The following is a 17,781-nucleotide window of genomic DNA, read 5'->3' as shown; positions in this document are numbered from 1 at the left end:
AAACTATCTTATAAGTATTATGAAAACATTTAAATTAGAAAACGAACCCAAAATAAAATCTGGTTTTAAAGCTCCAGATCATTATTTTGATGATTTTTCAGAAAAGGTTTTACAGCAATTAAACGAAAAAGAAGTTAAAGTAATTCCTTTTTACAAACGTAAAAAAACACTTTGGACCGCTGCCGCTGCCGTAGTTGGCTTTGCATTATTAGTTCCTGTCATAAATAATTACAGAGCAAATTCAAACGATCTTGATGAAGCTACTTTAGAAAATTATTTATCCTATCATTCTAATATTAGCCAATATGATTTAATTCAAAAATTAGATGATAACGATATTGAAAAATTAGGCAACGATGTTACTTTGGAAGATGAAACATTAGAAGATATCTTGGCAACAAGTCCAAACTTAGAACACTTAATTTCAGAACAAAATTAAATCAAACTTAACTCAACAACTTAGCTTAACAATGAAAATAAAAAACATTTTACCACTCCTGCTATTTCTGACAAGTTTTTCAATTTTTGCCCAAAGCGGAAAAATTGATGAAAAGCGAGAAAAAATTAAAGCTTTTAAAGTGTCTTTTTTAACAACAGAATTAGAATTGACTTCAACTGAAGCTGAAAAATTCTGGCCGATTTATAATGCTTATGATGATAAGCAATATGAATTAAAGTATTTAAAAATGAAAACGTATCTGAGACAGCTAAAAGATGAAAATCTTAAAAATCTTACAGATAAAGAAGCAACAACATTATTATCTCAAATTGAAAGTACTGATAAAGAAATATATCAGCTTCGTGAAAAATACATGAACAGCTTGAAAAAAGTACTTCCAGCCAAAAAGATACTATTGCTTAAAAAATCTGAAGACGATTTTAATCGAAAACTATTGCAGCAATATCGAGATAAAGGCAAAGATTGACCTAAACGAAACAACAGCGATAAGAACCCTATATAATAATACTTACTTTATTATTTAGGGTTCTTATTTTTTTATTTAAAATTAAGTCGAACCACTTTATTATGTCCTGCAGCGATTGCAGTGTTTCTGTTCACAAATCGAATGGTAAAAAATCTGTTATCTGTAGAAAGCTGCATCCAGTTTTCTCCTCCATTTTGAGAATATTGTATTCCTTCAGAACCTACACAAACAATTTCTCTTCCATTGCCCCCAGGGACATATTGAATGCATGATGCATAACCAAATCCCATATTTTGGCCAATTAATTGCCAAGTTTTGCCACCGTCTTTTGTAAAAGCTTTATTATTGGCTTTATTATTAGGAAGATCGTAATCTCCTCCCGCAATAAAACCTTGCTTAGAATCGTAAAAATCGGCAGTAAAAATTCCTGTCATTTGTTTTCCTTGTACAATAGGAGTTTCTACAACTTTCCATGTTTTTGCTTTATCCGGAGAATAAAAAACACGCGCTTTTTTTCCGCCTGAAACTAACCATGTATCATTTCCTTTTATAACAATATTAGTGTTACTAGCAGCAAAGGCCGCTTCTCCTGTGCTATTTGTCGGCAATTTATCAGAAAGCAGTTTTGTCCACGTTTCTCCTCCATCGCGAGTAACAATAATTGAGAATGTGTCTTCTGTTGGATCACCAATTGCAATTCCTTCCTTATCATTCCAAAACTGCATGCTGTCGTAAAAAACTTTCGGATTAACTTCTTTGTAGACCAATTTAACTTTTCGGTCTTTTTTAGAAACTGAATAAAGAAGCGCTGGATTTGCCACACTCAGCAAAAAAATATCCTTTGAAGTTTGCGCTATGCTTCTAAATTCCAATTTAAGCGTATCACGGTAAATATGTTCTTCAAATTTTTCTTTTTTATCCAAATCATAATAACCAAAACGAGAATTATCTGCTCCGTACCAAACTTTATTTTTATCAATTAGAATCGCTCTAATACTTATTCTGTCTTTAAATAATGTATCTATTGTCATTGATGTAAAGCCATTATTGTAAACAACGTCAGTTTTATAATTAAATGTCCTAAAAGACATCAGCAAAATAAAAATAACACAAAATAAAGCGAGTTTTTTCATAGGAAATTTAAAATTTGGTTAATGCTAAAATACAATTAATTCCCACATAGAAAATTAATTTTCTTATTTTTTTCGACAAGACTATTTATTGTTTCATTTACAGAACTTTATATAAAAAATTAATCAATCCATTTTCACAAACTTTTAAAACATTAAAAACCAAAACATTAACACCAAGACTATAACAAATAAATTTTATGGCACAGTAATTGGATATCTCATAACACAAAATAATTTAATACAAATTAGCCATGAAAGCGAATTTACTTTTAATAGCGATATCAGCCTTAGTTTTTAGTTCTTGTGCTGTACAAGGCCAGACTACTGTATATGCAAAAAACTCAGATATAAGCGATAACTTAGATTTAAGAGCTGTTGCTTCGATGTTTGGAGAATCAGCTAACCTTCAAGATTTTGAAAGACGTTTAAATGATCCAAAATATCAAATATCAAATCTTGACCTTAATGGAGATGACCAAGTAGATTATTTACGTGTAATCGAAAGTGTTGAAAACAGAACTCACGTTGTTATTATCCAAGCGGTTCTAGATCGTGATGTTTACCAAGACGTTGCGACTATAGATGTGGAAAGAGACAACTATAATAAAGTAAGCGTTCAAATTGTTGGAAATACTTACTTGTATGGAGCAAATTACATTTATGAGCCTGTTTATAGTGTTGTTCCTGTTATTTACACTTCATTTTGGGTAACAAATTACAGACCTTATTATTCAACTTGGTACTGGGGTTATTATCCAACGTATTATGCTGCATGGAGACCTTATCCTGTTTATAGATACAGAAGCAATATCAATGTTTGCATCAATGTACATAACACATACAATTATGTAAATACGAGAAGAAGCTATAGAGCTCCCGCAATCTATGAAACAAGACGTACTTACGGTTACGAAAGAATGCGTCCAAACTACAGTTTTGCTGAAAGACATGCCAACACATCAAACAGATATGAACTTGATCAAAGACGTGTTGCAAGCAGAGAAGCTAATAGAAATACTTATAATACAAACAGAAATTATACAGGAAGAACAACATCTGATAATGGTGTTTCTAACAGAACATATGCTGAAAATAGAAACACAACAAACAGATCATCTGCTGACAGAAGCAGTAATAACAATAGAGGTTATAACTCAACAGGCAGAAGTTCTGAAAGCGTAAATACAGAGAGAAGTACAAATCGTGATTATTCAACTAGAGTAAATAATTCACAAAGAGCTGAGACTACTCCAAGAACTCAAAATACTCAAAGAGTAGATTACGGCAACAGTAATACTTCTAGTACATCAAGAGGTTATTCTAATAGTGGAGCGTCTGCTCCAAGAGCCGAAAGAAGTTCAAGAAGTTACTCAGAAAATCAGCCTAGCAGTACCAATAGAGATTATTCTGCCAGACCACAGCAAAGTCAACGTTCAGAATCTCCACATATGAGCCAAGAATCTTCTAGAGGAAACCAAGAATCTAGAGGCGGACAAAGCCAAAGAGATAACGGTTCAAGTTCTAGAGGAAATGGCAGAAGAGGCTAATTTTCAAATTAAATAATACTTAAAAAAGAAAGCACAATTTTACGATTGTGCTTTTTTTTATCTTTTTAATTATAATTGCTGCTAATTTGTTTTAAAACAGTAAATTTGCAACCGTCTTTTTATAAAACTATACATGAGCGCATCGCATAAAAACTTACATAGTAAGTTGTCTATTGGGGGTTTATTGATTACTTTAGGGATTATTTATGGAGATATCGGAACTTCTCCATTATACGTAATGAAGGCTATTTTGGGCGATCACACGATAAATGCCGATATTGTTTTAGGTGGTATTTCTTGTGTGTTTTGGACCTTAACATTACAAACTACAATTAAATATGTACTTATTACTTTAAGTGCAGACAACCACGGTGAAGGAGGGATTTTTGCATTATATGCATTAGTCAAGAAAACAAAAATTCAATGGCTCATAGTACCCGCGATTATTGGAGGTAGCGCCCTGCTCGCAGACGGAATTATAACTCCGCCTATTTCGATTTCATCTGCAGTAGAAGGAATTAGAGCATTCTACCCGACGATGCAAACACAAACTATCGTGTATATCGTAATTACAATTCTATTCGTTTTATTCACCATTCAGCAGTTCGGAACTAAATTGGTTGGTAAATTCTTTGCTCCAATGATGTTAATCTGGTTTGCCATGTTGGGAACTTTAGGAACAATTCAGGTCCTGAATTATCCAGAAGTTATTAAAGCGATTAATCCATATTATGCTTATCATTTATTATCGATACATCCTGATGGCTTCTTTGTTCTTGGTTTTGTATTCTTATGTACAACTGGAGCCGAGGCTTTATATTCTGACATGGGTCACTGTGGTAGAAAAAATATCAGAATTAGCTGGATGTTTGTAAAAACGACTTTAGTTTTAAACTATTTTGGTCAAGCAGCTTATTTAATTCACCATGAAGGAAGCACATTACAACAATTAGGAGGAGAAAATGGAAACCCATTTTACTTAATTATGCCACATTGGTTTTTGCCATTCGGAATTGTAGTTGCAACTCTTGCGGCTGTAATTGCCTCTCAAGCGCTTATCTCAGGTTCGTTTACATTAATTAACGAAGCAATGCGTCTGAACTTCTGGCCAAAAGTAAAAATCAAATATCCAACAGAAGTAAAAGGTCAATTATACATTCCGTCAATCAACTGGTTATTGTTTTTTGGGTGTGTTGGAATCGTGCTACATTTCGAGAAATCAGGAAACATGGAACATGCTTATGGTCTTGCTATCATTTTGTGTATGATCATGACTACCATATTATTGAATTACTACTTAATCATGAAACGTGTAAAACTGTACTTCATGGTACCGTTGATTACTATTTATTTATTGATTGAGTTCAGTTTCCTTTTTGCTAATATTACCAAATTTGCAGAAGGTGGTTACGTAACATTAATCATCGCGAGTTTATTGATTTCTGTAATGACAATCTGGTATTTAGCTAAGAAAATCAATAAAAACTACACTAAAGTGGTTAAGGTTGACGATTACAAACAAGTTCTTGTAGAATTAAGCCAAGATTTATCTATCCCGAAATACGCTACGCATTTGGTTTATATGACCAATGCAAATCGTGTTGACGAATTGGAGGAAAAAATCATCTATTCGATCCTTCAAAAACGCCCGAAAAGAGCTGATATTTATTGGTTTGTTCACGTTAATATTTTAACCGAACCTTACAAAACGCAATACAAAGTAACAGAAATTGCGAAAGACGATATTTACAGAATTGATTTCAATTTAGGTTTTAGAGAACCAACCAAAATCAATTTGATGTTTAGAGAAGTTATCAAAGACATGGTAAAACGTGGCGAAGTAGATATTACGAGCCGTTACGAATCTTTAAACAAAAACAATATTATTGGAGACTTTAAATTTGTATTGTCCGAGAAATTCTTATCAAATGACAATGATTTAAGATGGCATGAAAACATTATCATGAATTCTTACTTCTTTATCAAAAAACTGAGTTTGTCTGAAGAAAGAGCTTTTGGTCTAGACAGCAGCTCTGTTAAGATAGAAAAATTCCCAATGGTGCTTCATGCTCCAGAAAATATTGGATTAACGCGAATTATTTCAAAAGAATAAAAAGCTTAACAATAATTTCAAAAAACACTCTAAATTAGAGTGTTTTTTTCATTTAGTGAAAGTCTAAAGTAAGATTCAGTATTAAAAATTTAACTTTCAATCAATTAATAGTACCTTTGCAACTCAAATTATAGAAATGAGATTACACAGAAATTTAGTTTATACTACCATTGACTCTTTAAATGCAATTTTCAACGAAGGAGAATATGCCGATAAAGTGGTAGCTAGAGCATTAAAAAAAGACAAACGTTGGGGAAGTTCTGACAGGAAGTTTGTTGCTGAAACCATATACGAAATTGTTCGCTGGAAACGATTATACGCAGAAATTGCCGAAGTAAAAGAACCTTATGACAGAGACAATCTATGGAGAATGTTTGCTGTTTGGGCTGTTTTACGCGGTTATCCAATTCCAGATTGGAGACAATTGGAAGGAACTCCTGAAAGAAAAATAAAAGGACGTTTTGACGAATTATCCAAGACTAGAGCTATCAAAGAATCTATTCCAGATTGGATGGATGAATTGGGTGTGAAAGAACTTGGAGAAAAAGTTTGGGCAAAAGAAATTGCGGCACAAAATCAGCCAGCAAAAGTTATCCTTAGAACCAACACTTTAAAAGGCACAAAAGAAAGCCTTCGCAATACTTTAATGGACTTAAATATTGAAACTGAATATTTAAAAGACCAGCCAGAAGCTCTTGTTTTAAAAGAAAGAGCCAATGTATTTTTAACAGATGCTTTCAAGCAAGGACTTTTTGAAGTTCAAGATGCCAATTCTCAATTAGTTGCAGGATTTTTGGATGTAAAACCAGGAATGCGCGTTGTTGATACTTGTGCTGGAGCGGGCGGAAAAACATTGCATATGGCTTCTTTAATGGAAAATAAAGGGCAATTGATTGCAATGGACTTGTACGAAAGCAAATTAAAACAATTGAAATTAAGAGCAAAAAGAAATGGCGCTTTTAATATCGAATACAGAATTATCGACAGCACAAAAGTGATCAAAAAATTACACGAAAAAGCAGACCGTGTTTTAATTGATGCACCTTGTAGCGGATTAGGAGTTTTGAAAAGAAACCCTGATTCTAAATGGAAATTACAGCCTGAATTTATCGACAACATTCGTAAAGTTCAGAGCGAAGTTTTAGAAAGCTATTCTAAAATTGTAAAACCAGGCGGGAAATTAGTTTATGCAACTTGTTCAGTACTTCCATCAGAAAACCAAGAACAAGTAGAGAAGTTTTTAAAGACAGAAATCGGACAGCAATTTACTTTTATTGAAGATCGTAAAATGTTAGCTTCAGAATCTGGTTTTGATGGTTTCTATATGGCGCTAATGGAACGTAAAAAATAGAAAATTCCAATATTTAAATTTCAAATTCCAACCTTGGAATTGCTTAATATTTAAAATCCCAAATTTCAATCTGAGTTATTGAAATTTGGGATTTTTTATTTTTATTCCAACTTTGTCAAAGTTTAAAACTTTGATAAAGTTCTAAACGCACAGCATTGGAATTTGGACTCGAGCGATAGCGAACAGGCGAAGCAATTTAAATATTGACATTTTAATCCTGAAGGGTAGGTTTACGAAGCAACTTTCCATTTTCATTTTCTTTGAATTTTGAAACGAAAACTATTTCTTTTGGCTTTTCGTACTTTCCTAAAACGTCAAAGAAATCAGGAGCAAATTCTTCTTTTTCTCCTTCAATAACTAAAACCAATTTTTCTCCTAAAGTAGTATCTGGAAGCCCTGTTACAAAAAACCTGCTGTTTATTTTTCCGATAAGTTTAGCCTCAATCTGCTCCGGAATCAGCTTTACTCCTCCACTATTGATTACGTTATCAATTCTACCTAAAAATTTAAACTGCTGTTCATTTAACAATTCAACCAAATCATTGGTTACAATTGGTTCATCTGAAATTGTAGCTACATTAATTACCAAACATTGGCGATCATCCTGAGAAATTTTCACATTTGGAAGAATCGAAAAAACAGAATCGCCTAAACGTTTTGCAGCGATATGCGTAATCGTTTCGGTCATTCCGTATGTTTCGTAAATTTCTGTTTTAAGCGACAATAATTTTTCTTCAAGAGCCGAATCTAATTTTGCACCACCTATAATTAACTTACGCACTTTTGAAAGTCCCTCAATAGAATTTTGAACCTGAAGCGGAACCATTGCTACAAAATCGTAAGTTGTTGTATTAAATTGCAATGGATGCAAACTTGGTGAAACCACATCTAATTCTAAACCTAAAATTAAACTTCTCACCAGCATCATTTTTCCTGCTATAAATTGCGTCGGCAGGCATAATAACGCTTTATCGCCAGGTTTCAAATCAAAAAAATCACCTGTTGCCAAAGCTGACTGGATCATGGCCTGTTTCTTTAATCTGACCAGTTTTGGAAGTCCCGTTGTTCCAGAAGTTGTCATTTCGACATAATCCTTTTTATCAAACCAATCCAAAAAAAATTCTCCAATTGACTGTTCGTAAGCATCACCTTCTTTTATAAAACTATAAGCGACACGGCACAGATCTTTTGCATTTAAATGATAGCCATTTAATTTGAAATAATTATGAACGTTATTATGAGTTAAGTTTTGCATATTGTTAAGCTTTTAATTCGACATTATTAATATTTCCTGTGAGTCTTTCTTTCCAATTTGTCCATCCATATTTTTTACTGAAAATAAAAAGCAGAATTGGATAAATAACTACAACAGGCAGAAGCACGTCTATTCCTGCTGACGGTTCTGAAAGATCTTTAAATATTGCATGGGTTTGAAATGCAGACCAGTCGGAGGTTACTAATAATGCTCCTACAAGATTATTAGCAGCGTGAAAACCAAGCGCCAATTCTATTCCTTCATCCATTAAAGTAATTATTCCCAAAAATAAACCTGTACCCATATAATAAATCATCACTATATTACCCATTTTAGTTACCTCAGGATTACCCCAGTGCAAAGACCCAAAAATAACTGAAGTCATAACAAGCGGAAACCATCTATTGTGTGCTAAATTGGCAAATCCCTGCATTAAATAACCTCTAAAAACATATTCTTCTGTGCTGGTTTGTACGGGAATTAAAATAACTCCTATAACGACCAAAATAAGAAAAGGCTCTAATTTAAAATTTAAAACAAAATTCTCTGGAGAAATGAAATAAACAATAAAAAAACTTATAACAGAAATCGAACTCCATAAAAAGAAAGAAAAAAGAATTCGATTCCAATCTACTTTTGGCCTTGAAGTTGTAACTGATAAAAAAGTTTGATTGTGCTTGTATTTTACCACAAAATAAATTGCAGCAATAGCAAAAACAAAAGAAATCAATGCTAAGAAAAGCGTAATATTGGGTTCAAATATTTTCATGTAATTTCCATTAGAAGTCGAAATAATTTCACGCCCTAGATTTGCTCTAAATTCTATAGCAGCTATTAATGGAATCTGCCCTACAAAAGACGCTGAAATAATAAAGACTGATCCTAAAAGATATTTCCAAAATTTATTTTCGGGTTTAATCCCTTGCTCTAAAAACATAAATTTAAAATTTTAAAAAATGAGAATTTAATTCGATAAGTTAATCTTACTTTTGATATGCGAAAATACCTCTTTTTTATTGTAAGAATATTTGAAACGATTAAATATAACAAAATGATACAAATTTACCATAATCCGAGATGCGGAAAATCAAGAAATTGCCTTGCTTTTATTGAACAATCAAAACAAGATTTTGAAATTATACCTTACTTAACCGAAACTCCAACTTTTGATCAGTTAAAAATACTTTTAGCCCAGTTGAATCTTGAACCAATCCAACTTGTAAGAACCAAAGAAAAAATCTGGATTGAAAATTTTAAAGGCAAAACCTTAAGCAACGACGAAATTATTAAGGCAATGGTAGAAAACCCGATTTTGATTGAGCGTCCTATTGTTGTAAAAGACGGAAAGGCGATAATTGGCCGAGATCCAGAACTTGTCGCTTCTTTTTTAGATTGATTCTAAAATACCCTATTAACATTTTTTTGTGATTTCTCTCTTTAAACCAAAAACTACATTTGCCGTCTAAAGAGAAAAAGAAAACCAGAAAATGAAAAAAATCAAATTTGCTGTATTACTTGTATTCTTGTTTACAAGCTTTTACAATTACTCTCAACAAGGAAGCCCAGGTGGCAAAAACAAAGTAAAAGTCACTGGAAAAGTTTTTGAGAAAGTAAGCAAACAACCATTAGAATACGCTACAATTTCGCTTACCAAACCAAATGACACAAAAGTTGTTGCTGGCGGCATAACAAATCCGAAAGGGGAATTTGAAGTTGCGGTTGCACCTGGAACTTACGATATAAAAGTCGAGTTTATTTCATTCAAATCGACTGAAATTAAACAGAAAAGCATTCAAGATGACACCAATTTAGGTGTCGTAAACCTATCGGAAGATGCTGCACAACTAAATGAAGTTGTAGTTCGCGCTGAAAAATCTACCGTAGAAATCAAACTGGACAAAAAAGTTTACAACGTTGGTCAGGATATGATTGTAAAAGGCGGAAGCGTGAGCGATGTTTTAGACAACGTTCCTTCTGTTTCTGTTGATACAGAAGGAAATGTAAGTTTAAGAGGAAGCGACAACATTCGCATTTTAATTGACGGAAGACCTTCGCAAGCTATAAACATGGCAGAAGCTTTAAGACAGCTCCCAGCAGATGCAATAGAGAAAGTAGAAGTTATTACCAATCCATCAGCACGTTACGACGCAGAAGGTGGATCTGGAATCATCAATATTATTCTTAAAAAAGGTAAAAACCAAGGCTTCAACGGAACTTTTATTGCCTCAACAGGCTTACCAGAAACATACGGTTTAAGCGGTAATTTAAACTATAAAACAGAAAAGCTAAACTATTTCACTACTGCTGGTTACAACTACAGAACTACAGAAGGTGCTGGACAAACAAATTCTGAATATTTAAATCCAGATGGTACAACAAAAAGTTTCTTAGACGAAGACCGTGATACAAAACGTATTAGAAAAGGTTTTAACGGAAGAGCTGGTGTTGAATGGACCATAACGCCATCTACATTTTGGACAAATGCCATCAATTACCAAAAAAACACTGGTGACGATAGAGACTTGATCAACTATTACAACTACGATGCTGCTCACAATTTTACAGGAACAACATATCGTTTAAATAATGCAGATACAGGAAGTGAAAACTTTGAGTATACTTCTAATTTGATTAAAAATTTCAACGATAAGGGACACAAACTTACTGCTGATTTTTCTATTTCAAGAAATACTGATGACAGCAACAGTACTATTACTGCCTCACCAAATTTCAATAACACGCTAAACGATCAAATACAAAAACAAGTATTATTTCAGGCAGATTACGTTCTTCCATTAGGAAAAGGCGGTCAGTTTGAAGCAGGTTACAAAGGAAGTTTTGGTGATTTAAACAACGAATACTATGTAACTGAAAATGGAGGAGCAAAAGATCCTAACCTATCAAATACTTTAGAATACAAAGAAAATATCAATGCGCTTTACACACAGTATGGTTTCAAAGTAAATAAATTCTCTTATTTATTTGGCTTAAGATGGGAAGATACAGATATTCACGTTAACTTATTAGACAACAGCGATTTCAATACTAAAAAATACAACAACTTGTTTCCAAGTGCTTTTATTAGTTATGAAATTTCAGATCAAAGCAACTTCTCTGCAAGCTATAGTAAACGTTTGTCTCGACCAAGAGGACGTTTCATGAACCCAGCAGTTAACTATGCTAGTAACGTTAACATCTTTCAAGGAAATCCAGATCTAGACCCTTCTTTGACAGATAAATATGATATTGGCTACATCAAAAAATGGGATAAAGTAACATTCAATACATCGGCATATTTTGAAGACACAAAAGATGTTTTCAGCTTTGTACGATCTCCTACAGGAGATGAAGTTAATGGAGTTCCTGTAATCAAAAGCCAGCCTATCAACTTAGGAAAAGAGCAAAAATTTGGTTTCGAATTTACATTCAATTACACTCCATACAAATGGTGGAAATTAAATAGTAACTTCAATTTCTTTAATGTAAAAACAACAGGGGAACACAGTTACACAGATACTAAAGGAAATCTAATCGTTCAGGATTTAGACAATCAAGCTAATTCTTGGTTTGCAAGAGTAAACTCTAAAGTGACCCTTCCATACAAAATTGACTGGCAGTTGACAGCAATGTACAACGGAGAGCAAAAAACGGCTCAAGGTAAAAACTTAGGTCAATTCGGAATGAATACTGCTTTCAGCAAAGATGTTATGAAAGACAAAGGAACTATTGCTTTCAACATTAGCGACGTATTCAATTCAAGAAAAATGAGATCTTACACGTATCTAGATGATGTAAATTCATATAGCGAATTCCAGTTCCGTAAACGTCAGTTCAATTTATCATTCACTTACCGTTTCAACAAACCAAAAAGCGAAAGAGATAAAAACGCACAGCCAAGAAACGATGGCGGCGGAGAAGGTGGTGGAGATTTTCCGGGATAAAACTTTTTAAATTCCAATACTGAAAATCCAAATTCCAAATTCCAATCTGGATAAAAAATAACAATACAAAAATTCCAAATTCCAATTTTATCATTGGAATTTGGAATTTTTCTTTTTAAGTCTATCTACTTAATTATCCAACTTTGTCAAAGTTTTAAACTTTGACAAAGTTCTAAACGCAAAGGATTGGAATTTGGAATTTCAGTATTGGAATTTCTTTTTTTTGGCACAAAAAAAAAGAACCTTTTGGGTTCTTTTTTTATGACATCAATCTAAAATTAAATAGATTGTTCTTCTTGTCTTTTTCTGGCTCTTTTTTCTTTGATCATTTCCCAGCTAGCACCCGTAACCCAGTAAGATACGAAACCAACTAAGAAAAACATTAACCAAAACCCTATAGTTAGTATGGTTAAGAAAAGTAAAAAGCCTAAGTACTGTGAAAATTCAAACATGTTTTCCGGAATTTTTGAATGTTACGACAAATGTAGGGTATATATTTTTTCTCAGCAATAAAATCTAAATCAATTTTCGTTAAATAACATTTATACGTATATTTATACTCATTTTAAATAAGCTTTTTTTGAACTTGAAATCCTTTTAAATAAAGAGCTCAGACAAATCACAATAATTTCGAGAAGCTGTTTCCTGCTGTCCGCTATATCTTTTGTGGCGAACCCCGCCACAAAAGGATACCGCTCCCATCAGGGCTAAAACACTCATTTTCAAAAGAAACTTTTCAATTCATATTTAGACATTTCACATTTTACAGATAACATTTTACAAACAACATAATGAAATACAGAATAGAAAAAGACACCATGGGAGAAGTTCAAGTCCCAGCCGATAAATATTGGGGTGCGCAAACAGAACGTTCCAGAAATAATTTCAAAATCGGACCAGCGGCATCTATGCCAAAAGAAATCATTGAAGGTTTTGCTTATCTAAAAAAAGCTGCTGCTTATGCCAATTACGATTTAGGCGTTCTGCCAATAGAAAAAAGAGATGCCATTGCTGCTGTCTGCGACGAAATTCTTGAAGGAAAACTTGACGATCAGTTTCCGCTTGTAATCTGGCAAACAGGCTCTGGCACGCAAAGCAACATGAATGTAAACGAAGTAATCGCCAACCGTGCTCAAGTTCTTAAAGGTTTTGAAATCGGTGAAGGCGAACAATTCATAAAAGCCAATGACGATGTAAATAAATCACAATCTTCAAACGACACTTTTCCAACCGGAATGCATATTGCTGCTTACAAAATGGTTGTAGAAACAACAATTCCTGGTGTAGAAAAACTTCATGCTACTTTAGCCAAAAAAGCAGCCGAATATAAAGATGTTGTCAAAATCGGGCGTACACACCTAATGGACGCTACACCCTTAACCCTTGGACAAGAAATTTCAGGTTATGCTACACAATTAGCCTTCGGATTAAAAGCTTTAAAAAATACTTTAGCCCATTTGTCTGAAATCGCCCTTGGAGGAACCGCTGTTGGAACTGGACTAAACACACCAAAAGGTTACGATGTAAAAGTTGCCGAATATATTGCAAAATTCACCAAACATCCTTTTATAACAGCAGAAAACAAGTTTGAAGCACTTGCAGCACACGATGCCATTGTAGAAACACACGGAGCTTTAAAACAACTAGCCGTTTCTTTAAACAAAATCGCTAATGATATCAGAATGTTAGCTTCTGGTCCAAGATCTGGAATTGGTGAAATTCACATTCCTGAAAACGAGCCAGGATCTTCTATCATGCCTGGAAAAGTAAACCCAACGCAATGTGAAGCTTTAACAATGGTTTGCGCACAAGTTATCGGAAATGATATGGCAATTGCAGTTGGAGGAATGCAGGGACATTATGAATTGAATGTTTTTAAACCTGTAATGGCAGCCAACTTTTTGCAATCGGCACAATTGCTGGGCGATGCTTGTGTTTCTTTCGATGAACATTGCGCACAAGGAATTGAGCCAAATCATAAACGAATTAAAGAATTAGTAGATAATTCGTTGATGTTAGTTACCGCATTAAACACTAAAATTGGATATTATAAAGCTGCAGAAATTGCGCAAACTGCTCACAAAAACGGAACAACTTTAAAAGAAGAAGCCGTTCGTCTTGGCTACGTAACTCCAGAAGATTTTGATGCTTGGGTGAAACCTGAGGATATGGTGTAATTTTAAATTATGAGTTATGAATTATGAGTTTTTGCTCTATCGTAAATAATAAAAAGGAGAAACATTTATGTTTCTCCTTTTTATTTATAGCCAAAGTTGGTTAACTTCTAACTCATAACTCATAACTTATTTACCGTCTACATAGTCTTGCAGATAGCTAAATCTTTCCGTCAATTTTCCATTTTCAGTGATTTTGGCGCGTTTTAAAATTCCGTCTTTATCTCCATTGAAGAACGCTGGAATTACGTGTTCCATAAATTGTTCTCCGAAACCTTCACTGGCATCTTTTGGAATTTCGCAAGGCAGATTATCTACTGCCATTACTGCAACCGCTGCTGGATGAAAGAAATCTACTTCTCGATCTTCTAAAGGAAAATACCCATATAAAGGTTCTTCGATTGTTGATGAACGTATTGTACAAGCAATCGGTCCATTAACATCACAAGAAATATCAGCTACAACCTTCAATTTACAATCACTCGCATTCAGCATTTCTTTGGTTAAAATCATTGGAGCATTATTGGCATGAAAATGTCCAGCGAAATAAATATCAGACACTTTTGTAAATCTCTCGAAATCTGACTCATACTCTTCAGGATGCTTAACAAAATCTACAAAATCTAAAACCTGACCGTCTTTTCTTTTGTTATATTCTAAAACATCCAATTGCACATAAACCGCTTGAGCATATTTTTTAGTCAAATAATTATCAATCGTAATTTCTTTCACTTTGATAGCATCCAAAATTTCTTTTGCTCCGCTCCCAACCTTTCCAGTTCCTGTTAACACAAACTTTAAAGCTGGCATTGTAATGCGTTTTAAATGCCTTATCAAATCCTCTTTTCCTGAAAGCGATTCTGCTTTTGGAAGTTTAAACAATTCAAATTTAATTCCGAAAGCACGAATTCCGTTATAAACGCCCACCATTCCGGCATATTTTCCGAAACCAATTAAACGATGGTCGTGTTCGTTTACAATCGTTTCATGATCGTATAAATCGATATTTTTTTCTAAAATTGCCTGAAGCAGTTTTCTATTATGAGGCTGTTTTTTAATGGTATGAGAAAAAAAGAAATAAGCTTTGTTTGGAATCAAATCGTCTACAGGAACTTCTTTTACACCAAATAAAACATCGCAGTCAGATACGTCATCTGCAACGGTAATTCCCATATTTTTATAATCATCATCAGAAAATATTCTGATATCAGAACTTTCAACTTTTACAGAGGCATCGTGATAAAGCTGTTTTAGCTTTGTCAATTCATTTGGAGAAAATACAACTCTTCTATCTGGCGGGTTTTTTCTCTCTTTTATGATTCCAAATTTCATTTAGTGTGGTTTTTTAGTATTTAATAATATAACTTTTTGTGATGTATTTGTTTCAAATATAACAAATTTAGTTAAAATTTTGTTTCAAAAATTCAATTTAAAATGTTTAAAAACCGTTAAAAGCTGAAAAACAACCGACTAAAATTTACTTTTCTTAAAAAAATGTTAAAAAACACAAATTAAAGCCTCAGAACCAAGAATACAACAAAATTGAATTCGATATATTTGTTTTTAAAGAACGATGCAAATGATTTTCCTTAAAAAGACAAAGATACCACAATTACTTTTTTCAATGCTTGTTTTAAGTTCATGTGGTCAAAACAAAACAACAGCAACAGATACAACTCAAACAGTCGAAGATACATTACCTAAAATGAAGCCGTTAGGAGCTGAACCAAAAGTTTCGCAGGCTTATAAAAACTCGGTTGTTGGCAGAATAAATCACTTTTACAACAAAAATTGGCCTAATAATACCATGAATGGAAGCTTCTTAGTGGCCAAAAATGGGCAGATTTTATTTGAAAAATATAATGGTTTTGCCAATAAAAATGAAGGAACGGAAATAACTCCTGAAACACCTGTGCAAATTGCTTCAGTGAGTAAAGTACTAACTGCAACAGCGGTTTTAAAATTGGCCAATGCAGGCAAAATTGACTTAGACCAAAAAGTAAATACGATTCTAAAAACTTTCCCATACGAAGAATGCACGATCAGAATGTTATTGGATCACCGTACAGGAATGCGCAACTATGCTTACTTCACGGACCGCGATAAATCAATTTGGGATAGACATAACCAATTGACCAATAAAGACATTTTGGATATTTTAGCAACAAAAAATATTGGTTTGGAATCTAGAACTGGAACTCGTTTTAGCTATTGCAATACCAATTATGCAATGCTGGCGCTTATTATTGAAAAAATTACAGGTTTAAGTTATAAAGAAGCAATGTCTGAAATGATCTTTAAACCTCTTGGAATGAAAAACACTTATGTTTTTGATGATGATAAAGACAGAAAAAAAATCGTTCCTTCTTATAAAGGAAATGGTGTAGAAATTGGTTTTGATTATTTGGACAATGTCTATGGCGACAAAAATATTTTTTCGACAGCGAGAGATCTTTTAAAATTTGATCGCGCAAGACAATCTCCTGATTTCTTAAAACCTGAATTGTTGAAACAAGTTTATACTGGTTACAGCAATGAACGTAAAGGAACTAAAAATTATGGCCTTGGAATTAGAATGATTAATTGGGAAACAGGACAAAATTTCTATTTCCATAACGGCTGGTGGCACGGAAATACCTCATCTTACATTACTTTAATGAAAGAAGGTGTTACGATTATCGCGCTATCTAATAAGATGACAAGAAACACTTATGCGGTTCGTAAACTAGCTCCTATCTTTGGAGATTATCCTTTTAATTTTAAAGACGAAGAGTAAAATTATAGTCGTAAAGCCGAAAGTCAAAAGTCAAAAGTCTTAAAAACAGTTGCCAATGCTGACTTTGGACTTTCAACTTTGGACTTTATGACTTTTTTTTAAAATTTTAGCAGAAAGTAATTTCAAATACTCTAAATTTGCAGACTTATTTTTTGGGGTCGACTGGTTTTGACAGCAAGTCGAATTGAACAGTAAGCACGTCGAGCATTGAGACCTTGCTCGTAAATATAAGATCTCGAACTTTTACACGGCGAAAATAATTACGCTTTAGCTGCATAATCCGAATCATAGTAAGATTGCGCCACGTCTCTACAAGGTAGAGAAGCTGGATTCTCCTGGAAAGCCTTGGTTTGTGGCGTTCCGTTCAGGGGAACCGTAAAAATAAACCTAGATTTCCATGAGCTTCGGGTGGATTTCGAAAATTAAGAAGATAAGTGTTGGGTGGTTGTTTCTGGCCTAGCTCAACATCGAAAATTCAATCAGGAAATAAGCGTGTAGAAAGCTCTTTAGTTGCTTGTTTGGACCCGGGTTCGATTCCCGGCGACTCCACAAAAAAGCCTGTAAA

At 33.6% G+C, this 17,781-nt stretch carries 14 protein-coding genes and 1 other RNA gene; 10 read left to right on the top strand and 5 right to left on the bottom strand.

Features of this window, described 5'->3' with window-relative positions; all coding sequences use genetic code 11:
* Positions 1–19 precede the first annotated feature (19 nt).
* Together JI750_RS14725 and JI750_RS14720 are read left to right on the top strand one after the other, a co-directional pair.
* The gene (locus tag JI750_RS14725) at positions 20–439 is read left to right on the top strand and encodes a hypothetical protein (protein ID WP_202003421.1); all 420 of its coding nucleotides are present in this window, start codon (positions 20–22) and stop codon (positions 437–439) included.
* A 31-nt stretch (positions 440–470) separates the two neighbouring features.
* Positions 471–926, top strand: coding sequence for a sensor of ECF-type sigma factor (locus tag JI750_RS14720; RefSeq protein WP_202003418.1), 456 nt, complete (start codon positions 471–473; stop codon positions 924–926).
* A gap of 71 nt (positions 927–997) precedes the next feature.
* Here the strand turns inward: JI750_RS14720 and JI750_RS14715 are convergent, their stop codons facing one another.
* Positions 998–2,059 (bottom strand): beta propeller repeat protein, encoded by a 1,062-nt coding sequence (locus tag JI750_RS14715; protein ID WP_202003415.1) that lies wholly within the window; start codon positions 2,057–2,059, stop codon positions 998–1,000.
* A gap of 251 nt (positions 2,060–2,310) precedes the next feature.
* Here JI750_RS14715 and JI750_RS14710 point away from each other — a divergent pair, with 251 nt between their 5' ends.
* The 3 genes from JI750_RS14710 to JI750_RS14700 all read left to right on the top strand — a co-directional run bounded on the left by JI750_RS14710 (position 2,311) and on the right by JI750_RS14700 (position 7,070).
* Positions 2,311–3,606, top strand: coding sequence for a hypothetical protein (locus tag JI750_RS14710; protein WP_202003412.1), 1,296 nt, complete (start codon positions 2,311–2,313; stop codon positions 3,604–3,606).
* Positions 3,607–3,739: 133 nt separating this feature from the next.
* Positions 3,740–5,719, top strand: a complete 1,980-nt coding sequence (locus JI750_RS14705; RefSeq protein ID WP_111379013.1) for a KUP/HAK/KT family potassium transporter — start codon at positions 3,740–3,742, stop codon at positions 5,717–5,719.
* Between the two features lie 136 nt (positions 5,720–5,855).
* A complete protein-coding gene (locus tag JI750_RS14700) occupies positions 5,856–7,070 on the top strand; it encodes an RsmB/NOP family class I SAM-dependent RNA methyltransferase (protein WP_202003409.1) in 1,215 nt (404 codons plus the stop codon).
* A 211-nt stretch (positions 7,071–7,281) separates the two neighbouring features.
* Here the strand turns inward: JI750_RS14700 and JI750_RS14695 are convergent, their stop codons facing one another.
* Together JI750_RS14695 and JI750_RS14690 are read right to left on the bottom strand one after the other, a co-directional pair.
* Positions 7,282–8,325, bottom strand: a complete 1,044-nt coding sequence (locus tag JI750_RS14695) for an AMP-binding protein (protein ID WP_202003406.1) — start codon at positions 8,323–8,325, stop codon at positions 7,282–7,284.
* Between the two features lie 4 nt (positions 8,326–8,329).
* Complete coding sequence (locus JI750_RS14690) at positions 8,330–9,262, bottom strand: CPBP family intramembrane glutamic endopeptidase (protein ID WP_202003403.1); 933 nt, start codon at positions 9,260–9,262, stop codon at positions 8,330–8,332.
* 114 nt (positions 9,263–9,376) lie between these two features.
* Between JI750_RS14690 and arsC the strand changes: the two genes are divergently transcribed.
* Positions 9,377–9,721, top strand: a complete 345-nt coding sequence (gene arsC, locus JI750_RS14685) for an arsenate reductase (glutaredoxin) (protein ID WP_202003400.1) — start codon at positions 9,377–9,379, stop codon at positions 9,719–9,721.
* A gap of 91 nt (positions 9,722–9,812) precedes the next feature.
* Complete coding sequence (locus tag JI750_RS14680; protein ID WP_202003398.1) at positions 9,813–12,266, top strand: TonB-dependent receptor; 2,454 nt, start codon at positions 9,813–9,815, stop codon at positions 12,264–12,266.
* Between the two features lie 597 nt (positions 12,267–12,863).
* On the opposite strand, the gene JI750_RS22120 is transcribed toward JI750_RS14680, so the two are convergent.
* Positions 12,864–12,986 (bottom strand): hypothetical protein, encoded by a 123-nt coding sequence (locus tag JI750_RS22120; protein ID WP_255566640.1) that lies wholly within the window; start codon positions 12,984–12,986, stop codon positions 12,864–12,866.
* A gap of 71 nt (positions 12,987–13,057) precedes the next feature.
* Between JI750_RS22120 and fumC the strand changes: the two genes are divergently transcribed.
* The gene (fumC, locus tag JI750_RS14675) at positions 13,058–14,443 is read left to right on the top strand and encodes a class II fumarate hydratase (protein ID WP_202003395.1); all 1,386 of its coding nucleotides are present in this window, start codon (positions 13,058–13,060) and stop codon (positions 14,441–14,443) included.
* Between the two features lie 126 nt (positions 14,444–14,569).
* Here the strand turns inward: fumC and JI750_RS14670 are convergent, their stop codons facing one another.
* On the bottom strand, positions 14,570–15,772 hold the full coding sequence (locus tag JI750_RS14670) for an NAD(P)-dependent oxidoreductase (protein WP_202003392.1): 1,203 nt from the start codon (positions 15,770–15,772) through the stop codon (positions 14,570–14,572).
* Positions 15,773–16,013: 241 nt separating this feature from the next.
* Between JI750_RS14670 and JI750_RS14665 the strand changes: the two genes are divergently transcribed.
* Entirely contained in the window at positions 16,014–17,216 is a 1,203-nt protein-coding gene (locus JI750_RS14665) for a serine hydrolase domain-containing protein (protein WP_202003390.1), read from the top strand.
* Positions 17,217–17,370: 154 nt separating this feature from the next.
* Positions 17,371–17,768, top strand: a transfer-messenger RNA (tmRNA) gene (ssrA, locus tag JI750_RS14660).
* Positions 17,769–17,781: the final 13 nt, after the last annotated feature.

This window comes from Flavobacterium tagetis (genome assembly GCF_016735615.1).
Classification (GTDB): Bacteria; Bacteroidota; Bacteroidia; order Flavobacteriales; family Flavobacteriaceae; genus Flavobacterium; species Flavobacterium tagetis.
This window is presented reverse-complemented; position numbering and strand designations above follow the sequence as displayed.

Excerpts from the sequence above, each read along its gene's own strand:
- JI750_RS14670 (WP_202003392.1), bottom strand. The coding sequence starts at position 15,772 with ATGAAATTTGGAATCATAAAAGAGAGAAAAAACCCGCCAGATAGAAGA.
- JI750_RS14700 (WP_202003409.1), top strand. The coding sequence starts at position 5,856 with ATGAGATTACACAGAAATTTAGTTTATACTACCATTGACTCTTTAAAT.
- JI750_RS14710 (WP_202003412.1), top strand. The coding sequence starts at position 2,311 with ATGAAAGCGAATTTACTTTTAATAGCGATATCAGCCTTAGTTTTTAGT.
- fumC (WP_202003395.1), top strand. The coding sequence starts at position 13,058 with ATGAAATACAGAATAGAAAAAGACACCATGGGAGAAGTTCAAGTCCCA.
- JI750_RS14665 (WP_202003390.1), top strand. The coding sequence starts at position 16,014 with ATGCAAATGATTTTCCTTAAAAAGACAAAGATACCACAATTACTTTTT.
- arsC (WP_202003400.1), top strand. The coding sequence starts at position 9,377 with ATGATACAAATTTACCATAATCCGAGATGCGGAAAATCAAGAAATTGC.
- JI750_RS22120 (WP_255566640.1), bottom strand. The coding sequence starts at position 12,986 with ATGAGTGTTTTAGCCCTGATGGGAGCGGTATCCTTTTGTGGCGGGGTT.
- JI750_RS14705 (WP_111379013.1), top strand. The coding sequence starts at position 3,740 with ATGAGCGCATCGCATAAAAACTTACATAGTAAGTTGTCTATTGGGGGT.
- JI750_RS14680 (WP_202003398.1), top strand. The coding sequence starts at position 9,813 with ATGAAAAAAATCAAATTTGCTGTATTACTTGTATTCTTGTTTACAAGC.
- JI750_RS14695 (WP_202003406.1), bottom strand. The coding sequence starts at position 8,325 with ATGCAAAACTTAACTCATAATAACGTTCATAATTATTTCAAATTAAAT.
- JI750_RS14690 (WP_202003403.1), bottom strand. The coding sequence starts at position 9,262 with ATGTTTTTAGAGCAAGGGATTAAACCCGAAAATAAATTTTGGAAATAT.
- JI750_RS14720 (WP_202003418.1), top strand. The coding sequence starts at position 471 with ATGAAAATAAAAAACATTTTACCACTCCTGCTATTTCTGACAAGTTTT.
- JI750_RS14725 (WP_202003421.1), top strand. The coding sequence starts at position 20 with ATGAAAACATTTAAATTAGAAAACGAACCCAAAATAAAATCTGGTTTT.
- JI750_RS14715 (WP_202003415.1), bottom strand. The coding sequence starts at position 2,059 with ATGAAAAAACTCGCTTTATTTTGTGTTATTTTTATTTTGCTGATGTCT.